This window comes from Methylomonas sp. AM2-LC (assembly GCF_039904985.1).
Classification (GTDB): Bacteria; Pseudomonadota; Gammaproteobacteria; order Methylococcales; family Methylomonadaceae; genus Methylomonas.
Genome location: NZ_CP157005.1, coordinates 1940512 through 1959376 on the forward strand (window position 1 = coordinate 1940512; position 18865 = coordinate 1959376).

Here is an 18865-nt window from a genome sequence, read left to right on the forward strand (position 1 = left end):
GGCGGGTTTTTTTATGTCTGGAGTTTTTAAATGGCATTACTGAATACGAATGAGCGGCGAAGTGGTCCGTTTTTAGGGAATGGCAGCACGACGTTGGTGATGAGTTTTCCATTTTTGGTGTATACCACGGCGGATGTGCTGGTTTCGTGGTCGGATTCTGCGGGTAATGCTACGTATTCCGGTGTTGATTTGGTGCTGGGTACGGATTATACGGTGGTGATTAATCCGGATCAGGTAGCTGCACCGGGTTGCACGGTGACGACGACGGCGGTGGTACCGGCTACGACGTCGCTGGTGATTACCAGTAATTTATCGAATACCGTGAATGTGCAAGTGGCGGGGGCTGCGGCGCAAGCGATTAATAGCGGTTTTGATCGGCTGTGTATTTTGATACAGCAATTGGCGGAATGGTTGAGTCGTACGCCGAGTGTGCCAGTGGGTGGTATTGGTAATCAGGCGCCAGGCAGTTTGGTATTCGGAGTAGGATTGGATGGCAATGGAAATCCAGTTCCGGTGTTATCTAAATTAGCTAATATTGCGCAATCTGCTGTTTCAGCATTTATGGCCAATGTGATTGCTGCGGCAAATTTGCCCGGCTTATTAGCCGCTATGGGCTTATCGTCTGTGATAAAAAACTTTTTACAGACAACTACCGCCACCAGTGCTTTGGCGGTTTTATCGCCTGGCGTACTGTGTCAAGCCTTTGTGCGATTTAATGGCGTGACGACGACCACTATTTTGGCGTCTTTTAATGTGAGTTCTGTGACGCGTAATGCGGCGGGGGACTATACGATTAACTTTACTACGCCGTTTGCGGATGCTAATTATGCCGCGTGCATTACTGCTAAACAAAATAACGATAACAACGGCAATATTAGTGTAGCCAATCAGTATTATGGCGGCTCTTCTGCGAGTGCGTGCGAAATTATTGTCTGTAATAACATCCAAACCAAAGTGGATGCCAATACTATTAGCGCAACTTTTTACAGGTAATACCATGACACAAGTAATTATTTTTACCAATGCAGCGGGTGGTGTTTCGGTTTGTTCGCCTACGGGTGCGATACCGATTGAAACGGTATTAACGCGCGATTGTCCAGCTGGGGCCATTATTGTGGATAACGCTACGTTGCCGACTGGAAATGATGCTGTTTTTTTTGATGCCTGGATGCTGAATGGCACCACCGTGTCGGTTAATATCGTTAAAGCACAAGCCTTTTATTTGGCGCAATACAATGCGGCGGCTATCGCTGCGGCGGTTATTAGACAAAATAATACATTGACCGGCATTCCTAATGCGGTATCCGATGCGATGTGGTTGGCCAATTGTGTGACCGATCGTGCCGCGATTGCGTCTGCGACCACTACAGCGCAATTATTAGCGATTAACTTACCCACCCCTTAACCTATGGCTACCACTGACGTTGATATTTGTAATGCCGCCTTGGTTTTGATTGGCAAGCCTGCGGTGATTTCGTCTTTAACTGATGGATCTGTTGCCGCGTCGAATTGTCAGGCGTTGTATTCGCTGTCTTTATCGACGTTATTGGCGGAGTTTGCCTGGACGTTTGCGACTACGACTGTGTTGTTAGCGAATGTGGATAATCCAAATCAGTTGTGGCAGTACGCGTATCAGTTACCCGGGGATGTCGTGACGCCTTTGGATATTTATGAATCGGATGCACAGGGTGATATTACCGGGACATTTTCGAACGCCTATCCTGCACCGTTGGGTTTGGTGAGTTTTTACCCGACGTTTTCGCCGGGCATGCAACTGGCCACCCAGCAGGACTTTACCTGTGAAACAGATAGTGAGGGTAATGGTTTGATTTTGACCAATCAAGCCAATGCTATGCTGAAGTATGTGCGGTTTGTGACCAGTGCTGCGAATTTTCCGCCGTTATTTGTGCAAGCGTTGAGTTGTATGCTGGCCAGTAAATTGGCGGGGGCGATGATTAAAGGGGATGTAGGTGTGACGGCGGTTGAAAAATTGTTGCAGACGTATACGTTTTGGCTGGATAAAGCCAAGGTGGCGGATGCGAATCGACGTGTGGAGCATCCACGTTATGTGCCAGCCGCACTGGCTATGCGAAACGGTGCTTAATTTATGCCGAATAGTAGAACGTTACGATTAAGTTTTTCGACCGGGGAAATATCGCCGTTGATGTATGAGCGGGTGGATATTGACAAAGTGGCGAATGGGTTGGCGACGTGTTTGAATATGCTGGTGACACCGCAAGGCCCTGTGATTCGGCGTTTGGGTACCGCGTTTGTGGCGGCGATTAAAAACGGCACGGCTTATGCCAAGTTGATTGAGTTTAACTTTAGCCAGACACAGAATTTTGTGATTGTGGCATCTGCGGGTAATTTTAGATTTTATGCCGATGGCGCTGTGTTGTTGGCAGGTACTTTGCCGACATGGGCGATTGTGACTGCGTATCATGTGGGTGATGCGGTGGTGGCAGGTGGTGTGAATTATTACTGCATACTCGCTAATACAGGGCTGGCCCCGATTGCTAATCCGTTGAATTGGTATGCTATGCCGGGTACGGGAGAATATGAAATACCGAATCCGTATAACCAATCAGATTTATCGACGTTGCATTATGTGCAATCGGGCGATGTGATTACGTTAGTGCATCCAAATTATCCGCCACAAGAATTGCAACGGCTGGGAAATACACAGTGGGTATTAGCGCCTATTGCGTTTTCGTCGGCATTTACGCCACCCACGGCCGTGACGGCGGTGGCGACTGCACCGCATGCGTCTGTTACTGAGACGTTTAAATACCAAGTGACGACTGTCGATAGTTTGGGGGTGCAGGAAAGTTTGCCCAGCACAGCCAGTGGTGCAGTCACCAATGATTTAACGGTGACGGGTGACTATAACACTATTACTTGGACGGCGGCGACAGTACCGAGCGGGCAGACGATTGGCGCGTATAACGTGTATAAAAGCATTAATGGCGGTGCGTTTGGTTATGCGGGGCAGGTGCCGTATGGCGTAAATACATTTACGGATAACAATATTACGCCGGATATGGGGCAGACGCCGCCGCAAAACACCACCATTTTTAATAGCGCGGGAAATTATCCGGGCGCTGTCTGTTATTACGAGCAACGTAAGTTCTTTGGTGGCACGATCAATCAACCGTCTAATTGCTGGGCGACGCAATCGGGTACCGAGAATAATATGGATTATTCGATTCCGAGCCAAGCCAGTGACGCGTTGCGGTTTGGTATTTATGCGCGGGGGCAGAATCAAATATTGCACTTAGTGCAATCGTTGGATTTGATTGCATTTACGGCTTCTAACGAGTTTCGGATTTATACCGCTTCGGGGGATGCATTGACGCCCTCCAGTTTGGCGATTAAAAGTCAGGCGCAGAATGGCGCTGCGAATGTAATGCCCATTACCAGCAATAATTTTGTGGTGTATCCGCAATATAACGGTGGCCGGTTGCGCGAGTTATCGTTTGACTGGACCATCCAAGGGTATAAATCCGCGGATTTGTGTTTGCTGGCACAGCATTTGTTTGATGGCGAAACGATTGTGGATATGGCGTATACACATACGCCGAATCCGATTGTATGGGCGATTAATAGTGCGGGGGTGTTGTTGGGGTTGACGTATGTGCCAGATCAGGATATTCGCGCTTGGCACCAACATGTGACGGATGGTGTTTTTGAAAGCTGTTGTTCCATTCCCGAAAATGGTGCTGATCGGTTGTATGTGATTGTGAAGCGTACCGTGAACGGAAACACGGTACGTTATTTGGAATATATTGATCCGCCTTTAGTGGTTAATTTAATGAATGCTTTTTACGTGGATGCTGGGGCGAGTTTTACCAGTAGCACGGGGCCTGTTTCGTCAATCGCTGGCTTGAATTGGTTGGAAGGCGAAACGGTGGCTATTTTGGCGGATGGTTATGTGATGAGCCAGCAAGTGGTAACCGGGGGGGTGGTGAATCTGGATTTTGCAGCGACACTGGTGCAGGTGGGTTTGCCGTTTACTGCACAATTGATAACGCCGCCGCCGATTATTCAGGGTGATGCGGATATGGGGCAGAGCCGCGTTAAAGATGTCAATGATATTTGGGTGCGTGTAGTGGATTCTGGCGCATTTATGGCCGGGCCTTATACAGGGAATGCGGCGGTAGATGTGCCGAATTTAGTGCAAGTGACTACTGGGGTGTTTGCGCCGAGTGCGCCTACGCCGTTAGTGAGTGATATTTTACAGGTGGCGATTACATCGAGTTTGAATGAAAGTTCGCAGGTGATGGTGTTGATGAGTGATCCGCTGCCGTTGACGGTGGTGGGGATGACGTTGGAAGTTGCGGTGGGTGGTTAGTTTTTATGAGGATTATTTTATGAGTGAACAAGAGATTGAGAATGAAATTCAAGCGAAAGGTTTAAATGCGCTACGTATAAAGCCGTCTGATATTGATACGGCGATTACTAAAAAAGCGTTTTATACATTTCCCGGCACCACTACTACAGTGGCCCTGTTAACGCTTAAAAACGGTTTTACTGTGACCGGTGAGTCTGCGTGTGCCTCTCCTGAAAACTTTGATCAAGAATTGGGAAACAAGATTGCTTTTGAAAATGCACGTAATAAAGTTTGGCAGTTAGAGGGGTATCGTTTGAAATGCGAACTTTATCGGGCAAAGCTTTTTCAAGATGCACAATTGGAGCTTGAGCAAAAATTAAGAGACAGTCCTTGCCCTGAATGTAATCCCAATGGCGTTTTTAAATTCGGTGATGATCGTTGTGGATTGTGTCACGGCAAAGGTTATCTATAAAAGTTATGTGTAAATGCAATCCATCCGTTAGAACCCCATTTTGTGGTAATCGTGGTTGTGAATGGCCTAAGTCTGAAAATAAGGTGGTTCCTTTTATAAAACCTGAAACCGACCTGGTTTATTCTGAACAGACGGGCTTTGGATTGGCATTCTGCCTGCATTGTAAACATGAATGGCAGGCAGTAGCACCCACGGGTACCACTAAACTTGAATGTCCTGCATGTTTAACTATGAAAGGCAAATACAAATTTGAGTTTCAACCGGAAACACGCAGGGTTTGTCAGTGTGAAAATGATTTGTTTCATCTAACACCTGAGGGGCATTTATGCCCTAATTGCGGTATTTATCAGAGGTATGAATGATTACGTCGCGCTTTCCGCAAGATAATGATTTGGTTTATCTGGCTGAGCATCTGCGGCCAGGGGATATTGAGGAACTGGAAGCCGTGACGGCGCTTAAACCTTGTGAGGCGGTGATTGCGAGTGTGCAGGCGAGTGATCCGCAGTTTCTTAGGGCTTGGTTGGCGGATGGTGAGTTGTTGTGTATTGCGGGTTGTTCGCCGATTAATACTACACGGGCGGCACCGTGGTTGTTGGGTACCGATTTGTTGGATAAGCATTTGTTGCGCTTGACCAAGGAGGCGCGGGCCGGGGTGGATGCCATGCTGGCAGTGTATCCGGTGTTGAGTAATGTGATTGATGTGCGCCAGGTACGGGTAATGCGGTGGTTGAAGCTGTTGGGATTTGACATGCTATATAGTCAAGAAGCGCGGCCAGGGTTTAATGTGATGCGGTTTGAGAGGGTGGCGCATGTGTGATGGATTTTCGGAGGCGTTTTTAGCGGCGGCTTCTGTTGCCGGGACTGAGGGTGGTACGGCTGCGGCGGGTATAGCTGCGGGTGAGGCGACGTCTGTGGGCTTGGCTTCTACAGCCACGGCATCGACTATGGGTAGTATTGGTGCGTATGCAGGTGCGGGTATTGGCAGTGTTGGTAGTATGCTGGGAACAGGTACCGCTTTGTCGTTAGCGTCATCTGGGTTATCGGGTTATAACCAGTATTTGCAATCTAACGCACAGCAGCAATCGGCTCTGTATCAATCGAAAGTAGAGGCGAATAACGCGCAGTTGGCGCTGGATAATCGTAGTAGCACTTTACAGGCTGGGCAGGCGGCGGCGATGCAGTCTGAACAGCAGGCGGCACAGGTGTTGGGTGAGCAGCGTGCAGGCTTGGCGGGGAATGGGGTGATGGCGAATAGTGGGAGTGCGGTCGATTTATTGACGACGACGCATTTTTTGAATAACGCGGATGTGAATACTATACAAGCCAATGCGGCCATGTCTGCGTGGGGTTATAGTCAGCAGGCACAAAATTATAGCGCGAATAGTGCACTATCAAATTGGCAGGCGAAAAACAGTAGCCCTGGGTTGGCAGCGGCGATGACGGGAGGCTCCACGTTATTAACGAGTGGCAGCCGTTATGCCATGGGTAATGCCGGTAATTTAATGTTTACGAATCGCGGCTAATGGATTGGTTGCCGATTGACCAAGCACCGAAAGATGGTGCACATATTTTGTTATGGTTTGAGCGGCCATCACCGGCTAAGCAAGGCGTATGCCGGGTGGGGTTTTGGCGTGATGATGATGGGTTTGCTACGGGTGGCTGGATGGTGTTTACATCGGGCGGTTTGTTGGTGATGCCTAAGATACCTGTGTATTTTTGCCCTATTACGGTACCGAGTGGTTGACTTGCGTTTAACGCGTATTTTGTTTAAAAAAGTTTCGTTTAAATTTTAGCCCGCGTTTGCGGGCTTTTTTTTTGTAAGGTGAATTTATGAGTGTGGCCAGTTATCAACGTTCGACTGAATTGGGTGCGTTGCCGGAGGCGCGGCAGGAGATTAACGCCAGCCCGGAGCGGTTATTAAATCCGAATGCGGCGGTGGTGGCGGGTGGATTGAGCCAGATGGGTGAGGAGGCGAATAAGGTTTATTCGGATATTTATTCGGCACAGCAACAGCAATTCTTTAGAGATAAGGCGTTAGATGGGCGTAATCAGAGCCAGCAGTTTTTAAATAAGCTGCTTTATGATCCGAATAATGGCGTGTTGAGCAGGCAGGGTGCTTCGGCGTTTCAAGCGGATGCGAATGGCGTATCGCCATTGGATAGTGCGTTGAATACGTTTAAAGACCATGCGCAATCGGTGGCGGATAGCCTGGGTAATGATGAGTCGAAACGCCAGTATTTGGAATGGGCGAATGAGCAGACGGCGCATACGTCCGGCTTAATATTGCAGCATATGGGCCAGCAGGCGCGGGTATATCAGCGTGGGGTGTATCAGGCGACGATTGATACCAACAAGCAGACCATGGCGGCGAATAATAATAATGTGACGCTGTTGGAGCAGCAAGTGGGGGGTATTTATCAAGCGGCGGGTGACTTGGCCAAGTTGGAGGGTTTGCCACCGGAAGCCGGGATTGCTGCAGGTACGCAACATGCTAGTGATGCGTTAAAGGGGGCGTTTGGGGTGGCTTTGGAACAAAAGAACCCGGCTGCAGCTAATGAGATTTTACGAAATTTTGGTAAGCATATGACGCCGGATGATTGGCTGGCGGCTAGTCATGCGTTGAATAATTACAGTACTCAGAGTGCGGCACTTCAAGCAGCGAATCAGGCGATGGTTGCCGCTGCGCCTTATTTGCAAACGGGCGACCAGGCGCGTATTAATAATATTACGGTGGGCAGTGAATCGAGCGGTCAGCATTGGGATGATACCGGCGCACCCACTAAAAGCGCCGCCGGAGCGATTGGTATTGGGCAGATTATGCCGGATACCGCACCGGAAGCCGCTAAGGCGGCGGGGTTGCCGTGGTTGCCTGAGTTGTTTAATGCGCACCGGAGCGGGGATGCCGCTAAAGATGACGCTGCGGTGAAGTATAACCGGGCGTTGTCGTCTGCGTATTTATCGACCCAGATGCAAAAATATGGAGATTTGCGTTTGGGGTGGGCCGCTTATAACGCCGGGCCGGGTAAGGTTGATGCGGCGATTGATCAGGCACGGGAGCAGGGTGGTAGCCCTTTGCAGTATTTGCCCAAGGAAACCCAAGACTATGTGCAGAAAAATATGACCGCGTACTCTACGGGTGGTGGTCAGTTTGCGCGGCCCACGGAAGAACAGGTTGTGAATGATGCGACGAATTTGTTTTTAAAATCGCAGGGCGGCAATGCTGATCCGCAAGCATTGCGGTTGGTGCGTGAGCAAGCGTCTAGCAATTTCAGGCTGCATGATCAGGCGATTAAACAGCAGGAGTCTGATGGTTTATCGGCGGCACAGCGCTGGATTGAGCAGAATCCTGGGCAGTTGGCGCAGATGCCGCCGAGTATCCGCTCTGCGGTTCCAGCAGGGCATTATGACGCTATGATTCAGTATGATCATCGAGTGGCGAATGGTTCGGAGCCGCCGGATAACTGGCCGTTGTGGTCTGAGTTGATGAATAATCGGACAAAGTTACAACAGACCGATTTACTGTCTTTGCGTTATCAGTTGAGTAACAATCAGTTTGAGCAGTTGACGGAGCGGAAGACTACGCAGAAACAGCCGGAGGCGATGACGCGTTTGCAAAGTAATGATGCGATTTTTAATGATTATGCACATCAAGCGGGTTTGGAAACGGGGGCGCGGTTTGATAATAAGGGCGTCTTACAAAATAAAGAGGTCGTAGATAAGGTCGCCACTTTGCAATCGAAATTTATTACTGCGGTTAGACACCAGGAGGATATACAGAAAAAGCCTTTGACTGAGGACCAGGTGCGGAAAGTGGCTGCGGGGGTGTTTACGCCGGTTAAGGTGGTGACGCCTGGGCGTATCTACGGCACTAATGAAACCGATACTATTGCGGGTTTATTAAAAGGTACTGAGAACTTAGCGGTACCCGCTGAGGACAGAGCGGCGATTGTGGATAAGTTTGCTCAGAAAGTGGGCAGAGCGCCGAATGAGGTTGAGATTAATGCGTTGTATCGTAAACATTTAGGACTGTAAACATGGCTGATAATTATGATGAGTTGATTGATCAGTATACGGCTGATGCGGCGCAGGGTTTGCGGCAAAATGTGTTTGCGGTGGCGGATAAAAATCCGGATCAGGAAGCGGCTTTGCAGTCTACGGCTAAGCAATATCAAGTGCCGGTGGATACGGTGCGGTTTAATCAGGCGGATTATGAGCGACTGAAAACGGTTGATAGTCTGGATTATGACAGTTTGGTGAGTCAGTTACCGGCGACTGGGGCTGTGTTGGGTGATCCTGAAAAAGCTGCGATATCGCATGATGATGTACATAATTTAGGCACATTGGAAAAGTTTTTGCAGTTTCCGACGAATGCGCGGCGGTCTATATCGTCGGGTATTTTTGCGGGTACCGAGGGTATTGCGGGTGTATTGCAAGCGGGTGCTGAGCAGGTACAGCAATTGCTGGAGCCGACGGCAGGTACGCTATTGCCTGTGAATATTGCTGAGCCTGTGGTCGCTATGTTTAAGAATATACGCGAGAGCCAAACGGCGTGGCGTAAACATTTGGAAGCGGGTGCGGGTGATATGGTGACAGCGCCTGATTCGCCGTTGCGGAATTTGGAGAGTGGTTATTATTCTGGTTTGCAATCTTTGAGTCAGAATGCGCTAGCGCTTCCTGCGGCTTTGGCTATAGATAGGCCTGATTTGGCTTTGTCAGGTATGGCGGCAATGACGGGCGGCCAGAGTTATGGCAAAGCGCGTGATGAGGGTTTATCGCCCAATCGCGCGGTGTTGTATGGCGCGGGTGATGCGGCGATTGAATATGCGACGGAAAAGTTTGGCGTTGATAATCTGTTTAAAAGTTTGAAAGCTGGATCGCCGATGCTGAAAACCATGGGCGATTTTTTGGCAAGGGAGATGCCAGGCGAACAAGCCGCCACCGCGCTGCAAGATATGAATGAGTGGTTGAATATTCATCCGGAAAAATCGTTTCAGGATTATTTGGATGCGCGGCCGGATGCAGCCATACAAACGGCGGTAGCGACGTTGGTGGGTGGTGGCGGTCAGGTGGCGATTATGAAAGGCCTTGATTCTGCTTTGAATGGTGCGGATCAGGCGCGTAACGGCATGGATGATCAACATTATATTGCGGCGTTGTCTGCGTTGGCGGCGGCTAATAAAGTACGTGGTCGGTCCATTTCGACGTTTCAGGATTTTGTTAAGGATGCCAGTAATGGTAGCAATGCGGAAAATGTGTATATTGATGCTAAGGTTTTGCATCAATCTGGGTTGGCTGATGATTTAAAACGGGTGTCGCCTGCTGTGGCTGATCAGTATGGGGAGGCGTTGGCCAGCGGTGGCGATGTTCGCATTCCGATGGATGAGTATTTAACGCATGTAGCCGGTACCGAGATGGACCGCGGGCTGCTGGAGCATTTGCGCTTGAAGCCTGAGGAGATGAGCCATTATGAAGCCGACGCGTTTATGTCGTCGTTTGAGAGTGGTGATGTGGTGCGCTCTGAAATGGAAAAAGCTTTGCAGTGGCATGATCGGCAAACAGTTGAACGGACGGCTGTGCAGAATGTGCGTGCTAATATTTTGGCGGATTTACAGGCGATAGGGGTGCATCGGCCCAAGGTGAATGAGGCGTATGCGGATTTGATGAGTGCGTTTTTTGGCACGATGTCGCGGCGCTTGGGTGTGGATGCTGAGGCGTTGCATGCGAAGTATCCTCTTAGGGTTAGAGCAGAGGGTTTGGGTAAGGCGGGGTATTATCAGACTGAGCTTGAGAATAAGTCCAGTATGCCACGGCAGGCGGTTAGTTTTAATGAGGCGCGGGCTGCGGCTAAGGATTTTCAGGGTACTACTTTAACAGGTGGACATGGTTTTGAAGCGTCTGTTTCACGTAATAATCTGGATAAGATGTTAAGCGCGAAAGCGGTGAATAAATCCAGTTCTGCGAGTGATCATGCGTTGGCGGTGGCAAATTTAGATAAGTTATTTGCTGAGGCTGTGCATGGTTGGAGTAAGGCGGATGATAATAAGCATCATAGTTTAAATGCTGTGCATCGTTTTTTTGCGCCGATGATGACTAAAGATGGCATGCGTTTGGTTAAAATGACCGTTAAAGAATCGTCGCAGATTGATCAGGGACGTAAGATTTATACGGTTGAATCGTTGAAAGTGGAAAAGGAAGGCTCTGCAACCATGTTGGTTGAGTCACTTGCCAAGCACGATGGTCTTGAACGGATCTCAATCGGCAATGCAGAGCCTATTGACAATCTAGCACAAGATATTCAGGATTACAATACTGTTTTTCATCAATCTACGTTGTATCAAAAGCGTAAAGGCGATATTTATACCCATGACTTATTCGGCAATGATTTATCCCAAGGGCGAGGAGACGCTGGAGCCACCCCGGCTGCGCATGAATCGCTATACCGCGATGATACGCCACCGGGTACGTATGCGACGAAAACTAAAATGTCGGAAGAGGGATCGCGGGAGCTGGGTGCGGCTGCGGTAAATTCGCCTGCTGAGGCGGCGCAAGCGTTAGCGTATTTGGCGCGTGGGGCTGTTGAGCGGTTAGATGCGTTGGTAACGGATAAAGATGGTAAACCGTTGGCTGTGGTAGGTGCGTTTAAAGGTGCGATTGCGTCTGCAAGTGTTTACCCGGCAACGATTGTGAGTGAAGCGTTTAGGATTAAGGGTGCGGCGAATATTTGGTTTGCGCATAATCATCCCAGTGGTACCGCTGAGTTGTCGCGTGCCGATCGGGATATATATAAAAAGCTTTATAACATTTTTGATGGCAGCGCGATTGCGCCGCGAGGCATGTTAGCAATTGGTGGTGCGGAGGGTGCTGGGCGTAAATGGGTGTATACCGATTATGTAAGCAATGATGAGTACGGTACTACTGGTACCGTGAATAAAACGGTTAAAACGCCTGTGATTGAGCGTGTGTTTGCGGACGAAAGTAAATTATCAGATGCGTCTGTTAATGATTTTAAGAATGCGGTTGCCGCTGCTGATCAGGTGAGTGGTGGGCAATCGGGTATTATGTTGATGGATACGCAACATTATCCGGTGGCGTTTGTGCCTATGCATGGTAATGATAGTTCTGTTTTACGCGGTAATGGTGGTATGGATGCGCTGTTTAGGGCGTTATCGATGTCGAATGCGTCGAATGCGATTGTGGTTAATCAGGGCGATATGCGGCCAATTGAGCAGCATAATTTGGCTAATTTTTTGCGCGGAGCAGATGTCTCTGTATTAGATGTGCTGGAAAAGCAGGGGCGTAAATTTATTTCGCATGCTGAAAGCGGCTTATTGACTAAGGGTACGCATTTTAACCAGGAAGGTGATAACCGAGGTGCTTTTACGCCACATGATCATACGATTACGTTTTTGAAAAAAGCTGATGCGTCTACCTTTTTACATGAAAGCGGGCATTTTTATTTGGAGACGTTGGCCGATCTGGCTGCACAAGCGGATGCGCCTGTTGAGATTGTGGGCGATTTTGAACGCATATTAGAGTGGTTTGGTATTAATGGCGGGGTTGATGCGTGGCATGCGTTGCCGTTTGAGCAAAAGATACCTTATCACGAGCAGTTTGCGCGCGGGTTTGAGTCGTATTTGTTTGAGGGCAAAGCGCCGTCGTTAGAGTTGGCGGGGATATTTAATAAGTTTGCGGCGTGGCTTAAAAAGGTTTACGAACATTTTTCGGCGTTGAATGTGGAGTTGTCTGACGAGGTGCGTAGGGTGTTTGATCGGTTGTTGGCGAGTGATGAGCAGATTGCTATTGCGCAGCGTAGCCAGTCTATGATGCCGATATTTAAGGATGCCGTGGAAGCGGGTATGACGCCTGATGAGTTTGCGGCGTATCAGGCGCGCGAGTTTGGGGCGACGGAAAGTGCGGATATGTTATTAGGCCGCCGGGCTGTGCAGGATTTGCAGTGGGTACAGAACGCGCGTTCTGGCATATTGAAGCGTATGCAGGCAGAGAACGAGGCCAAGCGAAAAGCGATTAGGCGTGAGGTACGCATGGAAGTGCTTGGTGAACCTGTATACCGTGCCTGGGCGTTTTTGACCAATAAGTTAACACCGGGCGATAAAATTATCCCACCACGTCCACGTAAATCGAATCCTGATGTGCTTGATCCAGAATTGGATAGTTTGTTTACGGCCATTGCAAAACTAGGCGGTTTGAACAGGGAAGAGCTGGAAAGCACTTGGGGATTCGATCCGGCACAAGCGCCAGCGAGTGGGGTATTTGGTAAGCCGGTAGTACGTAAAGTGGGTGGTCTTACCATTGATCATATGTTAGAGGGTTTAGTACAGCATGGGTATATTGTGCCTGGCGAAAAGGGTGCTTTGCCTAACCAGCTTGAAGACTTGTTTGATAAGGAATTGCGATGGGATAAGCAGTACAGCAATCAGGCTGCGTTTAACGATATCTTTACTGATGAAGCAAGACCCGGCGAGCATGTGGTAAATCCAGCAGGATTGGGCGCGGGGCGCTTAGATTTGAATGCGTTGAAAAATATGCAGTTGCCAGAGGCGATTGTGGCCAACCTTGAGGATGCGGGTATGACTGCTAAAGATGGGTTGCATCCTGATTTGGTGGCTGAGTTACCAGGTATTGATTTTGGCAGTGGTGATGAGTTGGTGCGGACGTTGGCAGCTGCCCCTACGCCACGTGAGGAAATTGAACGGCGCACCGATGAACGCATGTTGGAAACGTATGGTGATATTACCAGCCCTGCTGCGTTGGAGCAGGCGGCTAATTTGGCGATACATAATGAGGTGCGGGCGCGGTTTTTAAAATCGGAAGCGGATGCGCTGGCTAAAGCGTCTGGTAAAAAACGCATACAGGAACGTGCGGCCAGGGAGTTTGCGCGGCAGATTATTGCGCGGCAACGGGTGCGGGATTTACAGCCTGGTCAGTATACAGCAGCGGAGCGACGCGCTGGCCAAGCCGTGGTTAAGGCGTTGCGTAAGGGGGATATGGCGACGGCGGCAGCTGAGCAGCGTAATCAGATTTATAATTTTTATGCGGGCAAGGAATGCTTAGATGCGCTTGATGAGATTGAGAAGATGATTCGGTATTTTGCTAAGTTCGATTCCCGATCGATACGGAGTTTGGTGGCGGCGGATTATACGGATCAGATTGTGGAGTTGTTGGAGCGGGTTGAGTTGCGGCCGGTGAGTCAGCGGACGCGTGGACGGCGGGCGAGTTTGCAGAAGTTTGTGGAAGAGCAAAAGGCGATTGGTAAGGAGCCGGATATTCCTGATTTTTGGTTGGATGCGGCGAATAGGATTAATTATAAGGATCTGAGGGTTGATGAGTTGCGGGGGCTTAAGGATACGATTGAGCAAATTGAGCATCTTGGGCGCATGAAGAATAAGTTGCTTAAGAGTCAGAAGGCGAGGAATGTGCAGGAGGCGCAAGCGGAGATTGTGGCGTCGGTTGAAAAATATGCTGGTGACAGGGTATCGAATACACGAACGGCAACGGATAAAGCGGGGCGGCTACGTGAGTTGACCCGGTCATTTTTGGCTGCGCATTTTAAAATGCCGACGGCGGCACGTATTCTGGATGGTGATACGGACGCGGGGGCTATGTGGGAGTATATCGTTAGGCCGTTGAATATTGCTAGCGATTGGAAAACGGGCATGATTGCGGATTTGTCGAAAAAGGTGGATGCGTTAATGTCGCCGGTTTATGCGTTAGGGCGTATGCAGGAAGTAATGTATTTTCCGGAGTTGCCAAAAATTCAGCAAGATGATGAGCGTGTGAGCGGTTTATTTAAAGGTTGGGGTAAATCTAAACCGATTGGGCGAGGCTTGAACAGAATTGAACGGATGGCTGTAGCGTTTAATAGCGGTAATCAGAGTAATATGCAGCGGCTAATGGCGGGTGAAAAATGGAATTATCAGCAGGTGCAGAAAATACGCGAGAGTTTGACGCTGGCGGAATGGCAGGCAGTGCAGGGCGTTTGGGATTTATTCGAATCGTTGCGGCCTGAGATTGCGGCTAAGGAGCGTCGGGTTTATGGGGTTGAGCCTGCATGGATTGATCCGTTGCCATTTGAAGTGACGACAGCCGATGGTCATGTGTTTAAGGCGTCGGGTGGTTATTATCCTGTAAAGTTCGACCCCAGGGCTAGCCAGAAAGCGGCGGAACATGGCGCGGCCCAGACTTTAAAAGAGCAATTGCAGGCGGCTTATACGTCGGCGACTACACGCCGTTCGTTTACCAAGGCGCGGGTAGATGAGGTATTTAATCGTCCGCTGGTTTTGAATTGGGCTGGGTTGTTTGATGGTTTGAATGAGGTGGTTAACGATTTGGCCTTTCATGAAATCATGATTGATATGAATCAGTTGATGAAAGAAAAAGGCGGTGTTGATGAGGTGATTCGTGCGCATTATGGGCCAGAGGCGGTGGGTATTTTTAAACATGCGCAAAAAGATATTGCGGGTGGTGAAAAGTATATGTCGGATGTGGTTGGCCGTGCGTTTGGGGTGATGCGTCAATATGTGGGCTTGTCGGTGTTGGGTTTGCGGTTGATGTCGGGTGTACAACAGATTACGGGTTTTGTGCAGACTGCAGAGCGGATCGGTAAGGGTTGGATGGTTGAGGGGATTAAACAGTATGTGTCTAATCCAGAATGGAGCAGGGAACGGGTACATGAGTTGTCGAGCTTTATGGCTAATCGCCAGCGCACGCAGTTTAGAGATTTGAATGATGCACGTAATCGGTTGAATGATGATCCTGCGTTTCAGCGTTGGTTGAATGATAATGGGTATTTTCTGATTATTCGCATGCAGGAGATGGTGGATTTGCCGACTTGGGTGGGTGCTTATAGTAAGGCGTGTGCGGAAGGACGTGAGGAACGGTTGGCGATTGATCTGGCTGATCAGGCGGTGAAAGACAGTCAGGGCAGTGGGTTGATGATGGATCAGGCGGAGGTTGAGCGGATTCCGTGGGCAAAATTATTTACGATGTTTTATTCGTTTCAGAATACGGTTTTGAATTTAGGGCTTAATAGCGGTATGTCTGCGAAGTCTGCAGGGAGTAAGGCGGCTACGTTTTTAAATTTGTATGTGATGACGGCGTTTTATTCTGTTTTATTGCTGGCGTTGTTTGTGCCGGGTGATGATGATAAGTGGGAGGAGTTGCCCAGGTCAGTGGCATCGGCTACTTTGTCGAATATGTTAAGCGGGATTGTGGGCGTTCGGGAGTTTGATAGTGTGTTTCAGGAGGGTTTGCTGGGACATGGGTTTGATTATCACGGGCCAACGTCGTTGAAGATTGTTGAAGATGCGTATAAGTTGACTGTGCAGGGTCGGCAGGGTGAGTTTGATGATGGGTTCCGGAAAGCGATGGTGTCGTTTTTGGGTGATGTTGGGAAATTGCCGGGTGCTGCGCAGGTGAATGATACTATTTCTGGGGTGCAGGCGTTGGCGCAGGGGAAAACGCATAATCCGTTGGCGATTGCGTTTGGGTATAAGGAGGCTAGGCATTAAAAATATGATCCTAAAACCACTTCAGCAATTGTAAATTGTATTTATAAAAAACAGTCACTTATAAATAAAATATTTTTGTAATTGCTGAAGTGAAACCGATGTAATATACTGATATTGTTTTTATTAATGTCGGCCTTGAAAACCGTTGAGGGCTAATACCCCTCCTGGGGTTCGAATCCCTAGCTCTCCGCCATTTTACTTTTACTTGTTTAAGTCACTGATAAGTAAATAGCGTCACAAATTTATTAACTCTTTAGCCGTCCCGATGCTGAAGAGTTAAATTGATCAAATGTTCATAAATTAGCTATTATGAAATAGGTAAATTGATGTACATAAAATCTATTTCTTTAGTTTATCCAATAGTTTTCTATAATACTGCTCCTATGGCTTTAATCTAAGCGTATAGTGAATTATAGATGCCCGCTTATAAGCCACCCTACAATATTACGCCTATCATTTTAACTTTGGTGGCAGACATCAGTGAACAACTGGGGCGCTGGAGTGCATTATTGGGTGATGATGCTTTATCGCCGCAATTAAGGCGTGGCAATCGTATCCGAACCATTCAGGCCTCACTTGCCATTGAACATAATAGCCTAACGCTAGAGCAAGTAACCGCTTTACTGGATGGCAAGCGCGTGTTAGGTTTACCTCGCGAAATTCAGGAAGTGCGCAATGCATTTACCGCCTATGAAAAATTACCAGATTGGCAAGCGCATAATCCTAAGCATTTGTTGGCAGCACATGATCTGTTAATGCAGGGCTTGGTCGATGATGCAGGGCAATGGCGACAAACGGGGGTTGGAATCTACCGCGATCAACTACTGATACACATGGCGCCGCCACCCAGTCAAGTTGTGCGGTTAATCTCCGATTTATTAGTCTGGCTGGAAAAAAGTGCCGTTCATCCTTTGGTTGCCAGTTGTATTTTTCATTACGAATTTGAATTTATTCATCCCTTTAGCGATGGTAATGGTCGTATGGGGCGCTTATGGCAAACTCTGATCCTTTCAAAATGGAAAACGGCCTTGGCTTATTTGCCAGTAGAAACGGTAATCTGTCAGCAACAGGCAGACTATTACGCAGCACTAAGTGCCGCAGATAAAGCCAGTGATGCAACAGGTTTTATAGAATATATGCTGCAAGCCTTATTGGTTGCCATGCAGGAAGTGGTGTTGGCTCAGATTTTTGAAGTTGAGGCACCAAGTCGGCAGCAAGTAGGCACTAAGTCTGATTTAAACGCAGATCAGATTCGGCTACTTGCTCAGTTTAATGGAGAAATGAGTTTGCTTGAATTAATGGCTATTCTTAAACGCGCAGACAGAAGCAAATTTCGTCAGAATATCTTAATGCCATTAATAGACGCTGGTTTGGTAGAAGCAACGATTCCTGATAAACCGACCAGTTCTAAACAAAAATATCGGCTTATTAAAAGAGAATAGAATAAATGCTAGGTATTAGGAGCATTATTTTGGCTTTAATATGTTAGAGCGTAAGTCCATATATAGTGAGATGGTTAGATATAAGCTCATCGATTTTTTTACAAAAATTTTTTGATTTATAGGATATAAAGTAACCTGACCCCTTTTTTACACAAGAGATCTGATTGCGGAAGAGGGCGGGGTTAATTTATACACCTATGTTAACAATAACCCGCTAAATTATACCGACTCTACTGGGCTTTGCTTAGAAGACTTATGCATAGTCGAAGGAATCGCACTTTGGTCGGCAGGTGAGTTTCTAGTTAATGCAGCTACTGTGGCTCTTGGTGCTGCGATAATTGCTGATTCAGTAGATCAACCAAGTGCGATTGATAATATTTACAACGCTACCGATAATGGCAAGAATGAGAAACACGGGGATGATCAAGCTCTTTCAAAAAAACAAAAACAAATTGATGATCTTGAAAAACAATTGGAAAATGCAACGGGATCAGAAAGAGCGAAAATCAAAGCTAAAATTGAAAACATTAGAAGAATTGCTCAAAAAAATAGGAAAGGTGAAGAACATAGCCGAGGATGTAAACGATGAGCTGTATTTGGGAATGGGTGCCTAATTTTAGTTTAGGCATTATTAAATTAGGAGATCAGATTGCCAGCTATATTGACACATTACATTTATTGGATGACGATGATGAAGATGATGGGCATGCAACTGATTTAGTAGGCTATAAAATACCTAACGTTGAAATTTATATTTATGTCGATAACGAATCAATAATTTCGATTACTTCTTATGAAGAATTTATTTACAAAGATAAAAATATCATAGGTATGAGCGTAAATCAGCTTAGTGAAATTTTAGGTTGTGAACCAAGTGAAATAGGAACGTCTGTGCTGTTTGATAATGGTGAAATACAAACACCATTTGAATATTTTCACTTGGGTTTACAGCTATGGGTTAGTAATGAAATAGTTGCGTCTGCTTCTATTATGAATGGCCTCTTAGAATCATAACGAGTTAAGTAACAGGTTGGGTTGCTTTCTCTTGCAACCCAATATAGGTTGTGTCGCAAATTTTTCAGGAACCAAAAAC

At 47.8% G+C, this 18865-nt stretch carries 13 protein-coding genes; all 13 read left to right on the forward strand.

All coding sequences use genetic code 11. From position 1 onward, the window contains the following. The first annotated feature begins 30 nt into the window (after nt 1–30). The 13 genes from ABH008_RS08890 (at nt 31) to ABH008_RS08950 (ending at nt 18786) form a co-directional block, all read left to right on the forward strand. A complete protein-coding gene (locus tag ABH008_RS08890; RefSeq protein WP_347989496.1) occupies nt 31–993 on the forward strand; it encodes a hypothetical protein in 963 nt (320 codons plus the stop codon). A gap of 4 nt (nt 994–997) precedes the next feature. Further along, complete coding sequence (locus ABH008_RS08895) at nt 998–1405, forward strand: hypothetical protein (protein WP_347989497.1); 408 nt, start codon at nt 998–1000, stop codon at nt 1403–1405. Nucleotides 1406–1408: 3 nt separating this feature from the next. Beyond that, entirely contained in the window at nt 1409–2104 is a 696-nt protein-coding gene (locus ABH008_RS08900) for a hypothetical protein (RefSeq protein WP_347989498.1), read from the forward strand. 3 nt (nt 2105–2107) lie between these two features. Beyond that, a complete protein-coding gene (locus ABH008_RS08905; RefSeq protein WP_347989499.1) occupies nt 2108–4351 on the forward strand; it encodes a hypothetical protein in 2244 nt (747 codons plus the stop codon). A 19-nt stretch (nt 4352–4370) separates the two neighbouring features. Next, nucleotides 4371–4802 (forward strand): Gp49 family protein, encoded by a 432-nt coding sequence (locus ABH008_RS08910; RefSeq protein WP_347989500.1) that lies wholly within the window; start codon nt 4371–4373, stop codon nt 4800–4802. A gap of 358 nt (nt 4803–5160) precedes the next feature. Further along, nucleotides 5161–5619: a hypothetical protein gene (locus ABH008_RS08915; protein WP_347989501.1), complete on the forward strand. Its 459-nt coding sequence runs from the start codon at nt 5161–5163 to the stop codon at nt 5617–5619. After that, the gene (locus ABH008_RS08920) at nt 5612–6325 is read left to right on the forward strand and encodes a hypothetical protein (RefSeq protein ID WP_347989502.1); all 714 of its coding nucleotides are present in this window, start codon (nt 5612–5614) and stop codon (nt 6323–6325) included. Before ABH008_RS08915 ends, ABH008_RS08920 begins: the two co-directional genes overlap by 8 nt. After that, entirely contained in the window at nt 6325–6546 is a 222-nt protein-coding gene (locus tag ABH008_RS08925) for a hypothetical protein (RefSeq protein ID WP_347989503.1), read from the forward strand. Before ABH008_RS08920 ends, ABH008_RS08925 begins: the two co-directional genes overlap by 1 nt. Nucleotides 6547–6632: 86 nt before the next feature. Then, complete coding sequence (locus ABH008_RS08930) at nt 6633–8834, forward strand: transglycosylase SLT domain-containing protein (protein WP_347989504.1); 2202 nt, start codon at nt 6633–6635, stop codon at nt 8832–8834. Nucleotides 8835–8836: 2 nt separating this feature from the next. Further along, nucleotides 8837–16330 carry a JAB domain-containing protein gene (locus ABH008_RS08935; RefSeq protein WP_347989505.1) on the forward strand — a complete coding sequence of 2498 codons (7494 nt, stop codon included), beginning with the start codon at nt 8837–8839 and terminating at the stop codon, nt 16328–16330. A 416-nt stretch (nt 16331–16746) separates the two neighbouring features. Continuing rightward, nucleotides 16747–17772, forward strand: a complete 1026-nt coding sequence (locus ABH008_RS08940; RefSeq protein ID WP_347989506.1) for a Fic family protein — start codon at nt 16747–16749, stop codon at nt 17770–17772. Between the two features lie 316 nt (nt 17773–18088). After that, nucleotides 18089–18361: a hypothetical protein gene (locus ABH008_RS08945; protein ID WP_347989507.1), complete on the forward strand. Its 273-nt coding sequence runs from the start codon at nt 18089–18091 to the stop codon at nt 18359–18361. Then, entirely contained in the window at nt 18358–18786 is a 429-nt protein-coding gene (locus tag ABH008_RS08950) for a hypothetical protein (RefSeq protein WP_347989508.1), read from the forward strand. Before ABH008_RS08945 ends, ABH008_RS08950 begins: the two co-directional genes overlap by 4 nt. Nucleotides 18787–18865 lie beyond the last annotated feature (79 nt).

What these genes read in the sequence shown, in the direction of transcription:
- ABH008_RS08900 (WP_347989498.1), top strand. Translation starts at nt 1,409, where the DNA reads ATGGCTACCACTGACGTTGATATTTGTAATGCCGCCTTGGTTTTGATT.
- ABH008_RS08915 (WP_347989501.1), top strand. Translation starts at nt 5,161, where the DNA reads ATGATTACGTCGCGCTTTCCGCAAGATAATGATTTGGTTTATCTGGCT.
- ABH008_RS08895 (WP_347989497.1), top strand. Translation starts at nt 998, where the DNA reads ATGACACAAGTAATTATTTTTACCAATGCAGCGGGTGGTGTTTCGGTT.
- ABH008_RS08910 (WP_347989500.1), top strand. Translation starts at nt 4,371, where the DNA reads ATGAGTGAACAAGAGATTGAGAATGAAATTCAAGCGAAAGGTTTAAAT.
- ABH008_RS08940 (WP_347989506.1), top strand. Translation starts at nt 16,747, where the DNA reads ATGCCCGCTTATAAGCCACCCTACAATATTACGCCTATCATTTTAACT.
- ABH008_RS08930 (WP_347989504.1), top strand. Translation starts at nt 6,633, where the DNA reads ATGAGTGTGGCCAGTTATCAACGTTCGACTGAATTGGGTGCGTTGCCG.
- ABH008_RS08890 (WP_347989496.1), top strand. Translation starts at nt 31, where the DNA reads ATGGCATTACTGAATACGAATGAGCGGCGAAGTGGTCCGTTTTTAGGG.
- ABH008_RS08950 (WP_347989508.1), top strand. Translation starts at nt 18,358, where the DNA reads ATGAGCTGTATTTGGGAATGGGTGCCTAATTTTAGTTTAGGCATTATT.
- ABH008_RS08905 (WP_347989499.1), top strand. Translation starts at nt 2,108, where the DNA reads ATGCCGAATAGTAGAACGTTACGATTAAGTTTTTCGACCGGGGAAATA.
- ABH008_RS08925 (WP_347989503.1), top strand. Translation starts at nt 6,325, where the DNA reads ATGGATTGGTTGCCGATTGACCAAGCACCGAAAGATGGTGCACATATT.
- ABH008_RS08935 (WP_347989505.1), top strand. Translation starts at nt 8,837, where the DNA reads ATGGCTGATAATTATGATGAGTTGATTGATCAGTATACGGCTGATGCG.
- ABH008_RS08920 (WP_347989502.1), top strand. Translation starts at nt 5,612, where the DNA reads ATGTGTGATGGATTTTCGGAGGCGTTTTTAGCGGCGGCTTCTGTTGCC.